The sequence below is a fragment of the Pseudomonas maumuensis genome (genome assembly GCF_019139675.1).
In the GTDB taxonomy this organism is placed as follows: Bacteria; Pseudomonadota; Gammaproteobacteria; order Pseudomonadales; family Pseudomonadaceae; genus Aquipseudomonas; species Aquipseudomonas maumuensis.
This window is the reverse complement of record NZ_CP077077.1, coordinates 552,239-570,314: the sequence shown is the minus strand read 5'-3', so window position 1 is coordinate 570,314 and position 18,076 is coordinate 552,239. Positions and strand designations below refer to the sequence as shown.

15 protein-coding genes and 1 tRNA gene are annotated in these 18,076 nt (G+C 64.7%); 4 read left to right on the top strand and 12 right to left on the bottom strand.

Annotated elements, in window-relative coordinates; genetic code table 11:
• Positions 1–50: 50 nt before the first annotated feature.
• A complete protein-coding gene (locus tag KSS90_RS02730; RefSeq protein ID WP_217868099.1) occupies positions 51–488 on the top strand; it encodes a winged helix-turn-helix transcriptional regulator in 438 nt (145 codons plus the stop codon).
• Positions 489–521: 33 nt separating this feature from the next.
• On the opposite strand, the gene KSS90_RS02725 is transcribed toward KSS90_RS02730, so the two are convergent.
• The 4 genes from KSS90_RS02725 to KSS90_RS02710 all read right to left on the bottom strand — a co-directional run bounded on the left by KSS90_RS02725 (position 522) and on the right by KSS90_RS02710 (position 3,876).
• Positions 522–1,454 carry an NAD-dependent epimerase/dehydratase family protein gene (locus tag KSS90_RS02725; protein WP_217868098.1) on the bottom strand — a complete coding sequence of 311 codons (933 nt, stop codon included), beginning with the start codon at positions 1,452–1,454 and terminating at the stop codon, positions 522–524.
• Positions 1,447–2,331, bottom strand: a complete 885-nt coding sequence (locus KSS90_RS02720; RefSeq protein ID WP_217868097.1) for a sugar nucleotide-binding protein — start codon at positions 2,329–2,331, stop codon at positions 1,447–1,449. Before KSS90_RS02720 ends, KSS90_RS02725 begins: the two co-directional genes overlap by 8 nt.
• A gap of 92 nt (positions 2,332–2,423) precedes the next feature.
• Positions 2,424–2,951 carry an HIT family protein gene (locus KSS90_RS02715; protein WP_437180049.1) on the bottom strand — a complete coding sequence of 176 codons (528 nt, stop codon included), beginning with the start codon at positions 2,949–2,951 and terminating at the stop codon, positions 2,424–2,426.
• A complete protein-coding gene (locus KSS90_RS02710) occupies positions 2,935–3,876 on the bottom strand; it encodes a ThiF family adenylyltransferase (protein WP_217868096.1) in 942 nt (313 codons plus the stop codon). The genes KSS90_RS02715 and KSS90_RS02710 overlap by 17 nt, the downstream gene beginning before the upstream one ends.
• Positions 3,877–4,371: 495 nt before the next feature.
• Between KSS90_RS02710 and KSS90_RS02705 the strand changes: the two genes are divergently transcribed.
• Positions 4,372–5,199, top strand: coding sequence for an alpha/beta hydrolase (locus tag KSS90_RS02705; RefSeq protein ID WP_225933123.1), 828 nt, complete (start codon positions 4,372–4,374; stop codon positions 5,197–5,199).
• Between the two features lie 120 nt (positions 5,200–5,319).
• Here the strand turns inward: KSS90_RS02705 and KSS90_RS02700 are convergent, their stop codons facing one another.
• Positions 5,320–6,132 (bottom strand): helix-turn-helix domain-containing protein, encoded by an 813-nt coding sequence (locus KSS90_RS02700; protein ID WP_217868094.1) that lies wholly within the window; start codon positions 6,130–6,132, stop codon positions 5,320–5,322.
• Positions 6,133–6,313: 181 nt separating this feature from the next.
• Here KSS90_RS02700 and KSS90_RS02695 point away from each other — a divergent pair, with 181 nt between their 5' ends.
• Positions 6,314–7,756 (top strand): alanine/glycine:cation symporter family protein, encoded by a 1,443-nt coding sequence (locus KSS90_RS02695; protein ID WP_023632679.1) that lies wholly within the window; start codon positions 6,314–6,316, stop codon positions 7,754–7,756.
• A 75-nt stretch (positions 7,757–7,831) separates the two neighbouring features.
• Entirely contained in the window at positions 7,832–8,821 is a 990-nt protein-coding gene (locus KSS90_RS02690; protein ID WP_217868093.1) for an asparaginase, read from the top strand.
• Positions 8,822–8,857: 36 nt separating this feature from the next.
• Here KSS90_RS02690 and KSS90_RS02685 read toward each other — a convergent pair.
• From KSS90_RS02685 to fdnG, 7 genes are all read right to left on the bottom strand, one after another.
• Positions 8,858–8,953: transfer RNA gene (locus KSS90_RS02685), tRNA-Sec, on the bottom strand.
• Positions 8,954–8,959: 6 nt separating this feature from the next.
• The gene (gene selB / locus KSS90_RS02680) at positions 8,960–10,882 is read right to left on the bottom strand and encodes a selenocysteine-specific translation elongation factor (protein WP_217869723.1); all 1,923 of its coding nucleotides are present in this window, start codon (positions 10,880–10,882) and stop codon (positions 8,960–8,962) included.
• On the bottom strand, positions 10,879–12,306 hold the full coding sequence (gene selA, locus KSS90_RS02675) for an L-seryl-tRNA(Sec) selenium transferase (protein ID WP_217868092.1): 1,428 nt from the start codon (positions 12,304–12,306) through the stop codon (positions 10,879–10,881). Before selA ends, selB begins: the two co-directional genes overlap by 4 nt.
• A gap of 153 nt (positions 12,307–12,459) precedes the next feature.
• Positions 12,460–13,386 (bottom strand): formate dehydrogenase accessory protein FdhE, encoded by a 927-nt coding sequence (fdhE, locus tag KSS90_RS02670; RefSeq protein ID WP_217868091.1) that lies wholly within the window; start codon positions 13,384–13,386, stop codon positions 12,460–12,462.
• A 4-nt stretch (positions 13,387–13,390) separates the two neighbouring features.
• Complete coding sequence (locus KSS90_RS02665; RefSeq protein ID WP_023629925.1) at positions 13,391–14,047, bottom strand: formate dehydrogenase subunit gamma; 657 nt, start codon at positions 14,045–14,047, stop codon at positions 13,391–13,393.
• On the bottom strand, positions 14,044–14,994 hold the full coding sequence (gene fdxH, locus KSS90_RS02660; RefSeq protein ID WP_038707246.1) for a formate dehydrogenase subunit beta: 951 nt from the start codon (positions 14,992–14,994) through the stop codon (positions 14,044–14,046). The genes KSS90_RS02665 and fdxH overlap by 4 nt, the downstream gene beginning before the upstream one ends.
• Entirely contained in the window at positions 14,994–18,062 is a 3,069-nt protein-coding gene (fdnG, locus tag KSS90_RS02655; RefSeq protein WP_217868090.1) for a formate dehydrogenase-N subunit alpha, read from the bottom strand. Before fdnG ends, fdxH begins: the two co-directional genes overlap by 1 nt.
• Positions 18,063–18,076 lie beyond the last annotated feature (14 nt).

Here is an 18,076-nt window from a genome sequence, read left to right as displayed (position 1 = left end):
TAGCAAACATGGTTTTATTCTGCAACCAGATCACAGCCAAGGAACGCCTCATGCTCGACGAGAACAACCAGCAATGCCCAGTGGCCCGCGCCCTGGAAGTCCTCGGCGAGCGCTGGGCGCTGATGATCCTGCGCGATGCCTTCGATGGCCCGTGCCGCTTCAGCGAATTGCAGAAAAACCTCGGGCTGGCGAAGAACATCCTCGCTTCGCGCCTGAAACTGCTGGTGGAGGCCGGGCTGCTGGCACAGCAGCCTGCATCCGATGGCAGTGCCTACAAGGAATATGTGCTGACGGAAAAGGGCCGTTCGGTGTTTCCGATCGTGATCGGCTTGCGCCAATGGGGGGAGCGGTACCTGTTCAGGCCGGGGGAATCACGCTCGCAGTTGGTCGATGATCGCGGCCAGGGGCTGGAGACGTTACAGGTGCGGGCCCGAGATGGGCGAGTGGTGGGGCCGGAGGATTGCCGGCGACAGCTGATCCGGCATTAGTGACGTCATCGCGGGGCAAGCCCCGCGAGAGGCTCAAGCTTTGCCGAGCAAGCGGGCCAGACCTTCGACAAACGGCGTCGGCTCGGGAAATGCGAAACGTGCCAGCAAACGCGAGTTGTCCGCCCGCGAATGGCGGATGTCCCCCGAGCGTGCTTGGCCGTAGCTGATTGCAGGCAGACCGCCCACCACCTGTTCCAGCGCCTTGAGCAACTGGTTCAGCGAGGTCGCCTGGTTGAGGCCGATGTTCACCGCGCCCTCTTCCACCGCCTGCTGCTCGAGCGCCTGCACCATTACCTGGACCAGGTCACCGACAAACAGGAAGTCGCGGGTCTGCTCGCCATCACCGAACACCGTGATCGGTTTGCCACTGGTGGCGCGCTCGCAGAAGATGCTGATCACCCCGGAATACGGCGAGGAAGGGTCCTGGCGTGGCCCGAAGATGTTGAAGAAGCGGAACACCACCGGCTCCAGTCCGTGCTGGCGGCGGTAGAAGTCCAGGTACTGCTCGCTGGCCAGCTTGTCCACCGCGTAGGGGGTCAGCGGCGCCTTGGGCGTGTCCTCGGCAATCGACTGGCCTTCGCCGTTGTTGCCGTACACCGCCGCGCTGGAAGCGAACAGCACGCGGCGGATGCCGTTCAGGCGCATCGCCTCGCACACGTTCAGCGTGCCGATGAAGTTGCTCTGGTGGGTCTTCACCGGGTCTTCCACCGAGGCCTGCACCGAGGCCACCGCGGCCAGATGCACCACTGCCTGGCAACCACTGGCGGCACGGGCCACCAGCGCGGCATCGGCGACATCGCCCTCGAGCAGTTCCAAGCGTGGATGGCTGAGCTGCAGGTTGCTGCGCTTGCCGGTCGACAGGTCGTCGAGGATGCGCACCGCGTAGCCTTTCTCCAGCAACGCGTCGCACAGGTGCGAGCCAATGAAGCCGGCACCGCCGGTGATCAGGATGGGGGCGTCAGCCATGTCGGTAGAATCGGTCCAGTAGGGGCGGCAAACCGGCGCGCCAGGCGCGTGGCTTGATGCCGAAGGTATGAAGGATCTTCTTGCAGGCCAGTACCGCGTGTTGCGGCTCCTCGCTGGCATCCGGGCGGGCGGCGTGGGCCTGGGCGGTGGGCGCCTGTACGGCCAGTTTGCGCCACTGTGTGGCTTCGGTGAGGATCGCCTGGCCGAGCACCAACGGCGTGGTGGCCTCGTTGCCGGCGTAGTGGTAAGTCCCCCACAGCGGCGCCTGGCAATCGAGCTGTTTGAGCACCGAGAGGATCACTCGCGCGGCATCGTCCACCGGCGTCGGGTTGCCACGACGGTCATCGGCCAGCAGCAGTTCCTGGGGCTGTTCGGCACGAGTCAGGAAACGCCCGAGCGCGCCATCGATGCTTTCGTCCAGCAGCCAGCCGAAACGCACCAGCACATGCTGCGGGCAGGTGGCCCGCACACTCTGCTCGATACGCCACAGCGCCTGGCCACGCAGGCCGAGCGGCACCGGCTCGTCCTTCTCGCTATAGGCCGTGGCACGCGAACCATCGAACACCCGATAGCTGGACGGTTGCACGAGGATCATCTCGTGGTGCTGGCACAGTTCGGCGAGCCGCTCCACCGCCCGCTCCTGCTGGGCCAGGCGTTGCTCGCTGACCGACTCGGCCTGGAACCAGTCGAAGTAGTAGGCCAGGTTGATCACGGCGTGCGGGCGCTGCTCGTCGAGCAGCAGGGTCAGGCTGGCCGGATCCCAGCCGTGTTCCGGAGGACGAGGCGCCAGGAAGGCGATGTCTTCCTCGGCCCCGAGACGAATCAGCGCTTGCCCGAGGGCATTGCCACCACCCAACAGCATCAGGCGCATACGCATAGAGTCAACGGGTCCGCTCAAGTCTAAGGGGGAAAGGGGCATTTTGCTGTTTCCGCGAGGGGAAGTCCAACATGGGCCGGCCAAGTCCAACATCAGGACGTCTTGATGCTCTTACCAGTCCCCCCGTTGCCGCCCGCCTTCGCGAGCCGCCACGCCAAGGAGGCGAGCTGTCGATCATCCGCCCGGCGACAATCATGCGAGGAGACATAGCCTTCATAGCGATCGAAGTAGTCGTGTCTATCCGATGAGATGGTTCTGAACGCACTACTTTCACCTGTGCCATGCAGGGGAAACAACTTGGCATGCAGATGATCTATGCCATACCCCTCGAGCACCATTGCTGTCCTGCCGACATCTTTCAAGGCCGAGTCGAGCAAGCGGGCCACCTCCTTGGCCGCAACCATCAGCCCGGCAAGCACATGATCGTCCTGATCGAATGCATAACTGCAGTAGTGCCGCTTCGGAATGACCACCGTCACCCCTGGCGTATTAGGAAAGATCGACAGAAAAGCCATATGCGTTTCACTCTGCCAAAAAATATGAGCGGGTTCATGGCCACAGCCGATATCGCAAAAAATGCACATATCTGCCCCAGGCGTTACGTTAGCAGTCAAAGCCATGTTCTCCTCGGGAATCCCAGGTATCGACACGTGTCCTGGGCAGTCCAAACGTTAACGTTGCAAGCGCCATAATCATCTGGGTTGCCAAGACAGCCGCAAGTGAAACATTCATTGGCCCATAACTCGGCATAATGGCACTGGGCAAGCCTGCGTAAGTTTCCTCAAACAACTTTCTGGAACTTTCCACTTCTGCACAGTCATCCGGTATAAAGCAAAATGCACTACACCTGTGATGCAGGTAGCCACCCGCAACGACCGGAATATTACAGCGCTCGGCGATTTCCCAACTGTCCCTCGCCAAGGTGGGCGGATTATCCGCCGTCACGGCAACAGCATCGACATTACCGCAGCTCAAGGCGATGAGGTCAGCAATGCCGGGTTGAGCGCAGAGGCACTCTATCTGCATACTCTCGAACCTGGCCTCGAGCGCAGCCTTCAGCACCGTTACCTTGCTGCGACCGATATCTGCCAATGTCCAGAAAAATTGCCGATTAAGATTGCTCTGCTCGATCGTATCCGCATCGACCAATATAAAATTTCGCACTCCGACACCCGCCAACAGCATGCATAGCGAACTGCCGATACCACCGCACCCCACTACCATGATCCGAGCGGCGCTCAGCGTGCGCAGGTCGCCAATGACCTGTGCGCACTGGGACGCGGAGCACAGCAGATAACTGGCCGTTCGACTGCTCTGCGGCGCACTGAGCAAGGCGATCACGTTTCCCACCTCTTGCGCGGAACCCACCACCAAAGCGCCCGAGGCCTGGAGTGCCTGGCGTAGTTCACGCTCGTCGTTTCGATCGGCAGAGGTAATACCCTCGGGCCCATCGATCAGGACACGCGCGCCATCAAATGCATAAGCCGTAGAGGGCGCGATAACGCCGGCGGGCACTTTACCGCAATAATAGATCAAGTCATCCATCACTTACTTTCTTCCGTAATGTGGGCTGGAGATATCTCTCCAGCCCAACGCACTCAGTTATGGCAACGCGGCAGCATTCGGGCATGGGTGCCACTGCAGCTGGCCAAAACTATCGTAGGCGGTACGGATGGCTGCTCCTTGCTGGTCAACAACAAAGGCTCCTTAGTGTGACTGACAGAAGCTTCGGCGACCGATACGCCAAGCATTAATACCGCGGCAACTCCAAAGACGTTATACATCTACTATCTCCTTATAAAAGAACGTCTAACGTTCGCATTCGATTTTATAGCGCCTGTTTCTCAGCACAATGCCTGAGCCCGAGGAAGAGGCTCCTGCCCATAACAGAAAACCCATCCACTCCAGTAGGAAAGACACTACCCATTAGTCTTCAAAGAATGGACACTGCGAAAACTTGATGCGCCCAGGCTCACCCCTCATGCTTATGAGCCTCGGAGACGCGCTAAAACCGCTTGGGAGGAGTTGATGGAATACGAGGTGAATTCACTGCAGCGGCCACGCTGGCAGCACGACGAACCCGCGCCTGGTGCCGAGCGGTTCATCAATGAGGACTTCGATGGCTATCGCCAACAGGCACGCCTGCTGCTGCCAGACGATGAGTACGCACCCCCGGTCTTCGTGCTCGGCGGCGCCCGCTCGGACTTCACCCGCCTCAACCCATTGCTGTACCGCCTGCAACAACGAGGCATTGGCTCGCTGACCGGCAACCTGTCCGGCCACAGCCTGGCCAGCGAGCCAGGTGCAAGGGATGCGTCGCTGGCCAGTAACCTGCAGGAAGCCCTGCGCTTTCACCAGCATCTGGACGCGCGCAGCGACACCCTGATCGGCCACAGCCTCGGCGCCGCCATTGCCCTCAAGCTGGCGGCGCACCGCCCAGGCGTACGCAAGCTGGTGTTGATCTGCCCGGCGGTTTATCCCGATGCAGCCCATGCTGCCCCCTTCGGACCGGCCTTCAGCGAAGCGATCCGCAAGCCTTTCGCCTTCCTCGAATGCGACAGCTATGCGTTCCTGCGCCAGTTCCAGGGCCGGGTGCTGCTGGTGATCGGCGAATACGACGGGCTCAACTCCAAGGTGCATGGCCAGGGCCCCGGCACCTCGGCCGGCACCCGACGCCTGGCAGGGGTCGAGCGCTACAGCCCGATTCCCGAAGAGGTCACCCACACCTTGCTACGCTCGGTTCCCGCGCCCCATGTCGAATGCCTGATGCTGACCGATTGCGACCACGGCATCGCCGCGCACCTGCGTGACCGCCCGCAGGTGGCGGACAAAGTCGCCGATGCGGTGGCGGCTTTCATTCTCGAATAGCCTTATAGCGTCCATCGCGAGGGCGCGAGCCTGCCCCGCGATGGCCACGGCAAGGTTCCTGGTCGGACGCTATCACGGGGCAAGCCCGCGCCTACAAGTCAATGCGCCATCAATGATGGCTCACTCGATCTCGAACAACCCGTTGCTGACCATCCCCGCGCTCAGCCGATCACGGATATCGTCGTCGATGCGCGGATCGTCCGGGCGGTACAACTTGATCTGTCGGAAGGCGTTGATGCGGTTGATCTCCTCGCCCAGGTATTCCCACACCACCCGGGTGCAGGCCGGGTTGCGCCGGTCGCCGCTGGAGACTCCGGTCTTGAGGCCGTTCAGGCGGCTGATGCGGCTCTTGAAACTGGGGATGAGCACGGTCTGGCTCATCTCGTTGAGGGTCAGCGACTCATAGTCGATCAGGAACATCCGGTCCTGCAGCTGGAACGCCGCGCCCAGGTAGCGGCAGCGCACCTCGGCATGCCGGTCGAGGCCGCTGCTGCGCTCCTGGCGCTCCTGGCGCTCGAACAGGAAACTGCCGCGCTCCTCCCACAGGTGTACCAGCGACACCAGGATCGAACCGGGCACCGACATGCAGTTGGAGTATTCGAAGTAATAGCCGCAGTAGCGCGAGAGATTGCCGGCCTCTTTATGCAGTGGCTTGAACAGCTCGCTGATGGGGTCGTCCTGTGGGCCGACAGGCTGTTCCTGGTTGCGTGCGCCGATCAAACGGGCGAACTGCTCGGGCGGCAGGCCCAGCTCGTAATCCTCCACACCGAAGAAGTCGCCGATGCGCTTGAGGTTGTAGGCCGTCGGACGGCTCTGGCCGCTCAGGTACTTGTTGAATTGCGCCCGGTTGATCGACAGCTGCCGGCAAACCTCGGAGATAGAGCGGTAGTGGCTGCAGGCCAATTTGAGGTTGATAGCGAAGTGATCGCCCATGATACGCCGGTCCGGATGATGCGAGTGGCGCCATTCTAGCATCAAGTCGCACCAAAATGGAGCAACCCGCGAAATTGTAACCACAGTTGTCATAGCCAACCATGCGCCCCCAATGAATAGCGGTGCGCCTGCCGTCCGCTGGTCTTTCCATGCGAAGAATAAGAATCGAGGTCATTTTCCAATGCTCGAAGCACTCAACGATTTCCTTTCGGGGAAACTCCTCATCGTGCTGATCGTCGGACTCGGCGGTTACTTCACCATCCGCTCGCGGTTCGTCCAGTTCCGCCACTTCGGCCACATGTTCGGCGTCTTCAAGGAATCCCTTCGCGGCCAGGCAGGCCAACTGAGCTCGTTCCAGGCCCTGATGCTGAGCCTCGCCGGCCGCGTCGGCGCCGGTAACATCGCCGGTGTCGGTATCGCCGTGACCCTCGGCGGCCCAGGCGCCGTGTTCTGGATGTGGGTCACCGCACTGGTGGGCATGTCCAGTAGCTTCTTCGAATGCACCCTGGCCCAGGTCTACAAGCGCGCCGACGGCGACGGCCTGTACCGCGGCGGCCCGGCGTACTACATCCAGCACGGCCTGAAGCTGAAAAGCATGGCGATCGTGTTCTCGATCCTGCTGCTGGTCACCTACGGCTTCGCCTTCATCGGCCTGCAGTCGTACACCGTGACCCACTCGCTGCAGAACGCCTTCGCCTTCGATCCCAAGCAAACCGGCATCGTCCTCGCCGTGCTGCTGGCCATCACCTTCATCGGCGGCATCAAGCGCATCGCCGCTGTGTCCGACCTGCTGGTACCGGTCAAGACCCTGGCCTACATCGGCGTGACCCTGTACGTGATCGGCACCCAGATCGAACACGTGCCAGCCATGCTGGAAACCATCTTCAAGAGCGCCTTCGGCCTCGACCCGGCGTTCGGCGGCCTGCTCGGCAGCGCCATCGTCATGGGCGTGAAGCGCGGCGTGTTCGCCAACGAAGCGGGCCTGGGCAGCGCCCCGAACGTGGCCGCCGTGGCCGCCGTGAAGCACCCGGGCGCCCAGGGCGTGGTCCAGGCCTTCAGCGTGTTCCTCGACACCTTCGTGATCTGCACCTGCACCGCGCTGCTGATCCTGCTGTCGGGCTTCTACACCCCGGGCTTCGAAGGTGACGGCATCGTCCTGACCCAGAACTCGCTGGCCGCCGTGGTCGGTGACTGGGGCCGCATCTTCGTCAGCGTCGCGCTGTCGCTGTTCGTCTTCACCTGCATCCTCTACAACTACTACCTGGGCGAGAACAGCCTGCAATTCCTCAGCCGCAACCGTGCCGTGCTGATGACCTTCCGTGGCCTGGTGCTGGCGCTGGTGGTGTGGGGTTCGACCCAGGACCTGTCGACCGTGTTCGCCTTCGCCGACATCACCATGACCTGCCTGGCCTTCGTCAACCTGATCGCCCTGGCCATGCTGTTCAAGGTCGGCCTGCGCGTGATGCGCGACTACGACGCACAACGCAAGGCGGGCATCAAGCAGCCGGTGTTCGACTCCAGCAAGTTCGCCGACCTGGACCTGGACCGCGCCGCCTGGCCGGCCAACCCGCAGGCTGAAACAGCCGCTGACAAAGCCGCCGCCCCGGCGCCAGCGCAGCACTGATACCCTGCCCTGCCACAGCCGCCCCACTCGGGGCGGTTGTCTCTTTCCTTCGCTACATCGCTACGGAATCCTCCCATGCGTGCAGTCAAGAATCTCCTCGTCCTCTATACCGGTGGCACCATCGGCATGCTGCAGACCGCCGAAGGCCTCGCGCCGGCCGGTGGCTTCGAAGCGCGCATGCGCGAACACTTTGCCGCCTGCGGCGATGCGCCCAAGGTGCAATGGGCGCTGCGTGAACTGAATCCGCTGATCGACAGCGCCAACATGCAACAGGCCAACTGGCTGGCGATGCGCGATGCCATCGTCGAGGCGGTCGAACGCGACGGGCATGACGGCGTGCTGGTGCTGCATGGCACCGACACCCTGGCGTACAGCGCCGCTGCCCTGTCGTTCCTGCTGTTGGGCCTGCCGGTGCCGGTGCTGCTTACCGGCTCGATGCTGCCGGCCGGCGCGCCGGACAGCGATGCCTGGGCCAATCTGGTCGGCGCGCTCAATCTGTTCGAAAACGGTCTGGAAGACGGCGTGCAGCTGTATTTCCATGGCCAGTTGCTGCACGGCTGCCGCGCCTCGAAACTGCGCAGCGAGGCGTTCGACGCCTTCACCGTGCTGCCGCGCCATCGTGATGGCGAGCGCGCCGCGGAACTGCCGACCCGCCTGGACTACCGCCAGCCACGCCAGCCGGTCAAGCTGGCGGTCATGCCGGTGTTCCCGGGCCTTGCCGCCGAACACCTGCGCGGCCTGTTCGACAGCGGCATCCAGGGCCTGGTGCTGGAGTGCTACGGCAGCGGCACCGGCCCGTCGGATGACCAGGCGCTGCTCGACGCACTGCATGACGCCCGCCAGGGCGGCGTGATGATCGTTGCCATCAGCCAATGCCCGGAAGGCTCGGTGGTGTTCGACACCTACGCCGCCGGCAGCCGCCTGCGCGACACCGGGCTGGTCAGTGGCGGCGGCATGACCCGCGAGGCGGCGCTGGGCAAGCTGTTTGCGTTGCTCGGGGCGGGGTTGGACGCTGACTCGGCAGAGCACTGGTTTGCGCTGGATCTGTGCGGGGAGCGCGCTTAAGCGTTACGCCCGCGAGCGTTTGGTATCCGGGAAAAATGGCGGAAGGCAGCGGGAGTCGAACCTGCCCGGGAACGGCTGCCGTCCCCAACCGGGTTTGAAGCCCGGCCGCGCCACCGGGCGCGATTGCCTTCCTTGAAATCAGTGCCCGTGTTGCGCTTGGGCCAGTGCGCTGTCGGCGCGAACCTGCCGCAGGTCACCAACCCGTCGGGTCAGGCCGATGCGGTCGAAGTACTCGAGGATCTGCACACTGCGCTTGCGACCGATGGCCAAACCATCGCGAAACGCCGCGACCTGCACTATCGGCGATGTCGCGGCCTGGCGCAACAACAGCTCTGCCATGCGCCTGAGCGTCGTCTCCGGGTAGAACAGGTCACGCACCACCTGATGCACCAGGCCCAGCCGGGCCAGCTTGCGCAACAACAGCCGGACATCAGCCTCTTCGCAGCCCTCCTCGCCGGCCAGGGTCCGTACCCAGGGCGGGTCGAAGTCACCTGCCAACAGGCGCGGCAACAGACGCGCCCACAACGCGCTGTCCGCGTCGCTCAACTGGACCCGATGGTCCGGCAGGTGCAGCCATGGGCCGCTGCTGCTGATCGCGCCTGCGCCCAGCAACTCATCCAGCAAGCTGACAAACGCGGGGCGCTCCAATGGCAAGGCGGTAAAGCGGCGCAAGCGGTCCCGGTCCGGGCCAAGCTGATCGGGTTCCTGCTCATGGAACTGCGCCAGACGCTCCAGCACCTGTCGCTTGAGCGCCTGCCACTGTAAGCGATCGAACAACAGCTGACCTTGACGGGTGGCAATCACCAGCACCGAGTCCGGCAACTGCCAGCTCTCGCGCAGGCGGTTGAACTGGCGCTCCAGACGCCGAGGCTCGAGACCGCCAGGGGCCGCCTGCAGCAGGGCCGCCAGCGCTTGCTCGAGATTGTCGGCTTCGCGCAGCACCTGCAACTGACGCAAGCGCGCCTCGCTGCGCCGTTGCCGGCTCGGGGCGAACGGGTCGAGCACACGGCCACCACCCAGCGTGCGCTGGGCGCGTTGGTCACGCAGTACCAGGCGATCCCCATGCACCGCCTGCAGCGGGGCATTGAGCAGCAACTGGGCGAACATGCGCTGGCCGGCGGCGAGCCGTTCACCTTCGAGCAAAGCAACCCGGGCGGTGACATCCTGGGTGCCCAGATGCACATGTACCGCGCTGAAATGCTCGAAGGTGCGGGTTTCGCCCGGCAGCAGGGTGAACTCGATATCGACCCGCACGCTGGGCGCATGCAGCCACTCTGGCACAAGCCAGTCGCCACGATGCACCTGCTCGGCCGAGAGCTTTTCCGCGCTGATGTTCAAGGCCACCCGCTGCCCGGCTGCGGCGACCAGGGCCGCCTGGTTCTGGGCATGCAGGCCACGCACCCGCACCGCTTTGCCGGCCTTGCCGAGCAGCAAGGTATCGCCCACGCTGACCTGCCCGGCCAGCGCCGTGCCAGTGACCACGACTCCCGCTCCGGAAACCGCGAAAGCGCGGTCTACCGCCAGGCGGAACCCGCCGCGCACGCTGCGCTGGCGAACATGCACCTCGGCCGCCAGCAAAGCCTCGCGCAGGGCGTCGATCCCTTCGCCGGACAGGCTCGAAACCGCAAACTGCCTGGCCCCGGCGTAGGGGCCGGGCGCGAGCAGTTCGGTGACCTGGGCCCGGACTTCGCTCAACCGCGACGGTTCGACCCGGTCGCACTTGCTGATCACCACCAGCGCCTGGGGAATGCCCAGCAACTCGATGATCGAGAGGTGCTCACGGGTCTGCGGCATCACCCCATCGTCGGCGGCCACCACCAGCAGTACCAGGTCGATACCATGGGCACCGGCCAGCATATTGTGGATAAACCGCTCGTGGCCCGGCACATCGATGAAGCCTGTCAGCGGCGCCCCTTGCGCCAGCGCCGCGTAACGATAACCGAGGTCGATGGTCATGCCCCGGTCGCGCTCCTCACGGCGGGTGTCGCCGGCCTGGCCGGTCAGGGCCTGGAGCAGCGCGGTCTTGCCATGGTCGATGTGGCCGGCAGTCCCGACGATCACTGCACCGGCCCCAGTTGCAACGCCGGCAGTTGCGCCAGCCACTGGGCCTCGTCGTCCAGCTGGCGCAGGTCGAGCCACAGGGCATCGTCGTCGATACGCCCGAGCACCGGCACCGGCAGGTCGCGCAACGCACGCTCCAGCACATGCAGGCTACGCCCGCGCAGTTTCTTCGACACCTGCGGGCGCAGGCACAGCGCCGCGCTGGGCAGACGCGCCACCGGCTGGCTGCCGCTGCCGATCATGCCCAGGGCCGGCTCGACGCTCACCACCCATTGCGCGCCGAGGCGAGCGGCCAGCTCAGGCGCCAGACGCTCGGCCTGGGCGGCGATCTCGGCTTGCGCACGGGTCAGCAGGCGCAGGCTGGGCAGGCGTTCGGCCAGGCGATCGGGGTTGCGATAGAGCTGCAGCACCGCTTCCAGCGCGGCAAGGGTGATCTTGTCGACCCGCAGGGCACGCTTGAGCGGGTTCTTCTTGATCTTCGCGATCAGCTCCTTGCGCCCGACGATGATCCCCGCCTGCGGGCCGCCCAGCAGCTTGTCGCCGCTGAAGGTGACGATGTCGGCGCCGTCGGCCAGCGCCTGGCGCACCGTCGGCTCGGCCGGCAGGCCCCAGCGGGTCAGGTCGAGCAGGCTGCCGCTGCCCAGGTCTTCGAGCAGCGGCAACTGATGGTCGTGGGCGATGCGCGCCAGCTCGGCGGTGGGTACCTGGGTGGTGAAGCCCTGGATGCTGTAGTTGCTGCAATGCACGCGCATCAGCAGGCCGGTACGCGGGTTGATCGCGGCTTCGTAGTCGCGGGCGTGGGTGCGGTTGGTAGTGCCGATCTCGTGCAGCTTCACCCCGGCGCGGGCCATGATGTCGGGGATGCGGAACGCACCGCCGATCTCGATCAGCTCGCCGCGGGAGATGATGCCCTCCTTGCGTGCGCCCAGGCTGTTGAGCGCCAGCAGCACGGCGGCGGCATTGTTGTTGACCACGGTGACGGCTTCGGCGCCGGTCAGCTCGCGGATCAGGCCTTCGATCAGGTCGTCGCGGTCACCCCGCTTGCCGGTGGCCAGGTCGAACTCCAGGTTCAGCGGATAGCGGGCAGCGACCTGCATCGCCTCCACCGCCTCCTCCGGCAGCAAGGCGCGGCCGAGGTTGGTGTGCAGCACCGTGCCGGTGAGGTTGAATACCCGGCGCACCTGGCTGCGTTGCTGGATGGCCAGGCGCTCGCCCGTGCGCCCGAGCAGGACGTCGGCGCTCAGTTCCACGGCGCCAAGCTGACCCAGACGGGCGGGTTCGCGCAAGTCGTCGAGGAGCTGGCGCAGGGTGGCCAGGGTAGCGTCGCGGCCATGACGGTCGAGCAGCGGCTGGCAGGCCGGATGGCGCAGCAGGGTGTCGATGGAGGGCAAGCGTGGGGTGTCGCTGGCGGGGCTTGGAGACATGCGGTACTACCTGTGACTGATCCGTTGTCTGTTCGGGCCCTATCGCTGGCAAGCCAGCTCCCACAGCTCCAGCGCCAGACTCGAGGCTTGCGCTGTACCTGTGGGAGCCGGCTTGCCGGCGATGGGGGCAACTCGATAGCGAAGTGTAGACACTCACCCACCACCCGGCGCCAACATAAGGTTCGGCGCCAGCCGATGGAAGCCCTCCTCGTCCAGCCGCATATCCAGCGCCAGGCTCGCCAGGTCATCGGCCAACGGCTCGGCCGCCGCGTCGTTCTCCAGGTAGCTCTGCTTCAGGTAGCTCTGGCACCCCGGACAGCACTCGGCGCGCAGCGGTGCCTTGCCCGGCGCATGGCGGTCATCCTCGAGGCTGCTGTAGCGCAGGTCCTTGCTCGACTCGCAGTACACGCACTTGACCCGCACCACATGCCATTCGCAGGCACACAGCGAACAGGCCAGGTAGCGCAGGCCGTTGTGCTTGCCGCGATTGCGCACCACACCGGCCATGGCCGGCGAGCCGCAGGCCGGGCACTGGGCCAGGCTGCCAGCGGGCTTGAGCTCAGGCTCTGGCAGCGCCAGCAACCAGCTCGACCAGGCGGCCTGCAACGCCGCGCCCAGGAAGGGCACCACGGCCGCCGGTACGGCGTCGTACTGGCCACCGAGCAGCGCGACGGCCCAGCCCTTGCGCTGCTCGTCACCACTCTCGCGCAGGCTGCCCAGCGCCGCTGCCAGTGGCCCTTCGGGCGCCGGCTCGAAGCGATCGAGCAGCGCTTGCAGCCACACCAGCCACTGCCCTTCGCGCACCAGGCCGTCCGCTGCCAGGGGCGGCAGGCCATGACTTATGCACAGGCGCTGACGTTCTTCGGCCACCGGCAACGCGCCGGGCGGGTTATCCACAAGCTGCTGCTGGATCCGGCACAGCCGCGCGACCAGATGCAGATACTCGCCAAGGGCATTGCCCTCGGCCAGGTGCTCCAGGCGCGCGGCCCGCACTGCGAACAGGTTGGCGGGCGGCAGATGCAGGAACGGCGGCATCACCGCCGACGCTTCGATCTGCCCGGGTTCGAGAATCGTGCTCAAACGCTCATCCTTCTTTTCTACCGTGGTTGTGCGGCGTCTTGTCGCCGGTGACTTCCCGGTACCACAGTTCATGGTGCTTGCGCGCCCAGGCGCGGCTGACCCAGCCATGCAGCATGGCGCCGATCGAGCCCTTGATCCAGATCCCGGCGTAGATATGCACGATGATGCTGAGGATCAGCACGAACGCCGCCAGGGCATGCAGCAGCGCCGACAGGCGAATGACGTCGATACCGAACCAATGGCTGAAATACGCGCGCCAGATCACCACGCCACTGACCAGCAGCACCAGCATGCACGCCAGCAAGGTCCAGAACAGCAGCTTCTGCCCGGCGTTGTACTTGCCGATCGGCGGCACGCCCTCTTCCTTGTTGAGCATCACCCGGTCGATGCGGCGCAGCCACAGGCGGTCGTTGGCGGTGATGAAGTTGGCGCGCCAGAAACGCAGCACCAGACCAAGGAAGAACACGAACATCGCTACGCCGATGAACGGGTGGAGGATCCGCGTCCACGGGCCGCCGCCGAACAGGTGGCTGAGCCAGAACAGCGCCGGGTGGAACAGCGCCAGCCCCGACAGGCCAGCCAGCACGAACAGGATCGCGACGATCCAGTGGTTGCTCCGCTCGTTGGCGTTGTAGCGCAGGATAGGCTTGTTGTCGTTCATGGCCGCTGCTCCCCCTGCCCGCCCGGGCGGTTCGGATCATAGACATGCACCGCCGGATCCACCTGGTGGACATCGTTATCCACAGGTGCCGGATGCTCGTCTTCCTCGACCCGCTGCGGGCCGACACGCACGTAGTGGAAGAACCCGGCCAGCACCGCCGCGCCCATGGCCAGCAGCGCCAGCGGCTTGCTGAAGCCCTTCCACAGCCCGACCAGCGGGCTGATCACCGGTTGGTCCGGCAGGCCGGCGTAGATCCGCGGCGTGTCGGCATGGTGCAGTACGTACATCACATGGGTGCCGCCGACACCGTCCGGGTCGTACAACCCGGCGTTGTCGTAGCCCCGCGACTTCAGATCGACGATGCGCTCGTCGGCATGCACCTTCATCTCTTCCTTGCTGCCGAAGACGATCGCCCCGGTCGGGCAGGTCTTCACGCAGGCCGGCTCCAGGCCCACGCTGACGCGGTCGGAACACAGGGTGCACTTGTACGCCTTGTGATCCTTCTGCGAAATGCGCGGGATGTTGAACGGGCAGCCGGTGATGCAGTAGCCGCAACCGATGCAGTGGTCTTGGTTGAAGTCGACGATACCGTTGGCATGCTTGATGATCGCCCCCGGGCTCGGGCACGCTTTCAGACAACCCGGATCGGCGCAGTGCATGCAGCCATCCTTGCGGATCAGCCATTCCAGGTTGCCGTCGTCGCGCTCATGCTCGGTGAAGCGCATCAGGGTCCAGGTTTCGGCACTGAGATCCTGGGGATTGTCGTAGGTGCCATGGTTGTGGCCAACCTCGTCACGCAGTTCGTTCCACTCCGAGCACGCCACCTGGCAGGCCTTGCAGCCGATGCACTTGGTGGTGTCGATCAGCTTGGCGACTTCCTGCTGCTGGCGTACCGAAGGCGGCACGGTGGTGGTGGCCGAGCGGGCAATGATGTCTTGGCTGGCCATCAGAGTTTCTCCACTTTGACGAGGAACGACTTGGACTCCGGCGTCTGCGTGTTGCCATCACCGAGGAACGGCACCAGGGTGTTGGTCAGGTAGCCGTGCCGCGTGCTGCCGGTGAAGCCCCAGTGCAACGGGATGCCGATCTGATGCACGGTCTGGTTGTTGACCTGCAGCGGACGGATCCGCTTGGTCACCACCGCCACCGCGTCGATATGCCCGCGCTTGCTCGACACCCGCACCCGGTCACCGGCCTTGATACCCTTCTCGTTCGCCAGCACCTCGCCGATCTCGACGAACTGCTCGGGCTGGGCGATGGCGTTGAGCCGGCAATGCTTGCTCCAGAAGTGGAAGTGCTCGGTCAGCCGGTAGGTGGTCGCCGCATGGGGGAACTCGTCGTGGGTGCCCAAGGTGTCCCACACCGAATCGAAGATCCGCCCGGCCGGGTTGCTGGTGGCCTTCTTGTTCTGCGGGTGCAGCGGGTTGATGCCAATCGGCGTCTCGAATGGCTCGTAGTGCTCGGGGAACGGCCCCTCGGCCATCTTGTCGATGGCGAAGAAGCGCGCCACACCCTCGGGGTTCATGATGAACGGGTTCATTCCCGCTTCAGGTGGCGAGTCGACCTTGAAGTCGGGCACGTCGGTGCCGGTCCAGGCCTTGCCGTTCCACCACACCAGGCGCTTCTTCTCCGGGTCCCATGGCTTGCCTTGCGGGTCGCTGGAGGCGCGGTTGTAGAGGATGCGGCGGTTGGCCGGCCAGGCCCAGGCCCAGTTCTGCACCTGGTGCATGCCATACGGGTCGCTGTTGTCGCGACGGGCCATCTGGTTGCCCTGCTCGGTCCAGCTGCCGGCGAAGATCCAGCAACCGGAGGCGGTGCTGCCGTCGTCCTTCATCTGGGCGAAGCCGGCGAGCTGTTGCCCGGCCTTGAGCGTGGCGCCGGTGGCGTCGGTGAGATCGCTGACCGCCCAGCCGTTCATCTCCTTGGCCAGTTCTTCCGGCGAAGGCTCCTCAGGGACTTTGTACGGCCAGCTGATGTTGAGCAGCGGGTCCGGATAGGCGCCGCCCTCGGCCTGGTAGCGCTTGCGCAGGCGCAGGAACAGCTCGCTCATGATATGCACGTCGGTACGGGTCTGGCCCGGCCCATCGGCGCCCTTCCAGTGCCACTGCAGCCAGCGGCTGCTGTTGACCAGCGAACCGTCCTCTTCGGCGAAACAGGTGGTGGGCAGGCGGATCACCTCGGTCTGGATGTTGGCCGTGTCGACGTCGTTGAACGGGCCGGCGCTGCGCCAGAACTCGGAGGTTTCGGTGGCCAGCGGGTCCATGATCACCAGCCACTTGAGCTTGGCCAGCGCGGCGGTGACGCGGTTCTTGTCCGGCAACGCGGCGATCGGGTTGAAGCCCTGGCACATGTAGCCGTTGACCTTGCCCTGGCCCATCATCTCGAACATGCGCAGCACGTCGTAGGCCGGCACATCGAGCTTGGGCAGCCAGTCATAGCCCCAGTTGTTCTCCGCCGTGGCGTTGGCGCCGTACCAGGCCTTCATCAGGCTGACGTGGAACTTGCCGTAGTTCTGCCAGTACGACAGCTGCCCCGGGCGCAACGGCTTGGAGGCGCGCTTGTCGATGTAGGTGGCGTAATCCTGCTCGGCGTCGCCGGCCAGGGTGAGGTAGCCCGGCAGCGAGTTCGACAGCAGGCCCAGGTCGGTCAGGCCCTGGATGTTGGAGTGCCCGCGCAAGGCGTTGACCCCGCCGCCGGGCATGCCGACGTTGCCCAGCAGCAACTGCACCATCGCCGCGCTGCGGATGATCTGCGCGCCGATCGAGTGCTGGGTCCAGCCCAGGGCGTAGAGGATCGTCATGGTCTTGCCCGGCACCGAGCAGGTGGCGATCTCTTCCCAGACTTTCATCATCTGGTCCTGGGGCATGCCACAGGTCATGCTCGCCAGCTCCGGCGTGTAGCGGCTGTAGTGCTGCTTCATCAGCTGGTACACGCAACGCGGGTGCTGCAGGGTCGGGTCGACCTTGGCGAAGCCGTCCTCGCCCAGCTCATAGCCCCAGCCGGACTTGTCGGCATACACGCGCTTGGTCGCGTCGTAGCCGCTGAACAGCCCGTCCTCGAAGCCATAGCTCTCTTTGACGATGAACGACACGTCGGTGTAGTTGCGCACGTACTCGTGCTGGATCTTGTCGTTGCTCAGCAGGTAGTTGATCAGCCCGCCCATGAAGGCGATGTCGCTGCCGGTGCGAATCGGCGCGTAGAAATCGGCCACCGAGGCGGTACGGGTGAACCGCGGGTCGACCACGATCAGCCGCGCCTTGTTGTGCGCCTTGGCTTCGGTCACCCACTTGAAGCCGCACGGGTGCGCTTCAGCGGCGTTGCCGCCCATCACCAGGACCAGGTTTGCGTTGGCGATATCAGACCAGTGATTGGTCATCGCGCCACGGCCATACGTCGGGGCAAGACTTGCCACCGTCGGGCCGTGTCAGACACGCGCCTGGTTATCGAACCCCAGCATGCCGGTTGCACGGATCACCTTGTGCGTCAGGTAGCCCGCTTCGCTGGAAGCGGCGGACGCGGCAAGGAACCCGGTGGTGAGCCAGCGGTTGACCGTCTGGCCTTGGGCGTTCTTCTCGATGAAGTTGGCGTCGCGGTCCTGTTTCATCAGGTCGGCGATGCGGTCGAGGGCTTCGTCCCACTCGATGCGGGTCCACTCGTTGCTGCCCGGCTTGCGCACCTCGGGGTACTGCAGGCGGCTCGGGCTGTGGATAAAGTCCAGCAGGCCCGCGCCTTTCGGGCATAGGGTGCCGCGGTTGACCGGATGGTCTGCGTCGCCCTCGATATGGATGATGTTCTGTTTGACGTTCTTGCCCACATCGCCCTGGCTGTACATGATCAGGCCGCAGCCGACCGAGCAGTAGGGGCAGGTGTTACGGGTTTCTTTTGTATGCGCCAGCTTGAAGTGGCGTATCTGCTCGGCGAATGCCGGTGTCGGGGCCATGCCCAACGCCGCGAGGCTCGAGCCTCCAAGGCCGACGGCGGCGACCTTGAAGAATTGCCGACGGTTGAGGTCCATCGTGCACTCCTGAT

Bases quoted from the DNA above. Each gene is read 5' to 3' on its own strand.
- KSS90_RS02730 (WP_217868099.1), top strand. From the start codon at position 51: ATGCTCGACGAGAACAACCAGCAATGCCCAGTGGCCCGCGCCCTGGAA.
- KSS90_RS02725 (WP_217868098.1), bottom strand. From the start codon at position 1,454: ATGGCTGACGCCCCCATCCTGATCACCGGCGGTGCCGGCTTCATTGGC.
- KSS90_RS02720 (WP_217868097.1), bottom strand. From the start codon at position 2,331: ATGCGTATGCGCCTGATGCTGTTGGGTGGTGGCAATGCCCTCGGGCAA.
- KSS90_RS02715 (WP_437180049.1), bottom strand. From the start codon at position 2,951: ATGGCTTTGACTGCTAACGTAACGCCTGGGGCAGATATGTGCATTTTT.
- KSS90_RS02710 (WP_217868096.1), bottom strand. From the start codon at position 3,876: ATGGATGACTTGATCTATTATTGCGGTAAAGTGCCCGCCGGCGTTATC.
- KSS90_RS02700 (WP_217868094.1), bottom strand. From the start codon at position 6,132: ATGGGCGATCACTTCGCTATCAACCTCAAATTGGCCTGCAGCCACTAC.
- KSS90_RS02695 (WP_023632679.1), top strand. From the start codon at position 6,314: ATGCTCGAAGCACTCAACGATTTCCTTTCGGGGAAACTCCTCATCGTG.
- KSS90_RS02690 (WP_217868093.1), top strand. From the start codon at position 7,832: ATGCGTGCAGTCAAGAATCTCCTCGTCCTCTATACCGGTGGCACCATC.
- selA (WP_217868092.1), bottom strand. From the start codon at position 12,306: ATGTCTCCAAGCCCCGCCAGCGACACCCCACGCTTGCCCTCCATCGAC.
- KSS90_RS02665 (WP_023629925.1), bottom strand. From the start codon at position 14,047: ATGAACGACAACAAGCCTATCCTGCGCTACAACGCCAACGAGCGGAGC.
- fdxH (WP_038707246.1), bottom strand. From the start codon at position 14,994: ATGGCCAGCCAAGACATCATTGCCCGCTCGGCCACCACCACCGTGCCG.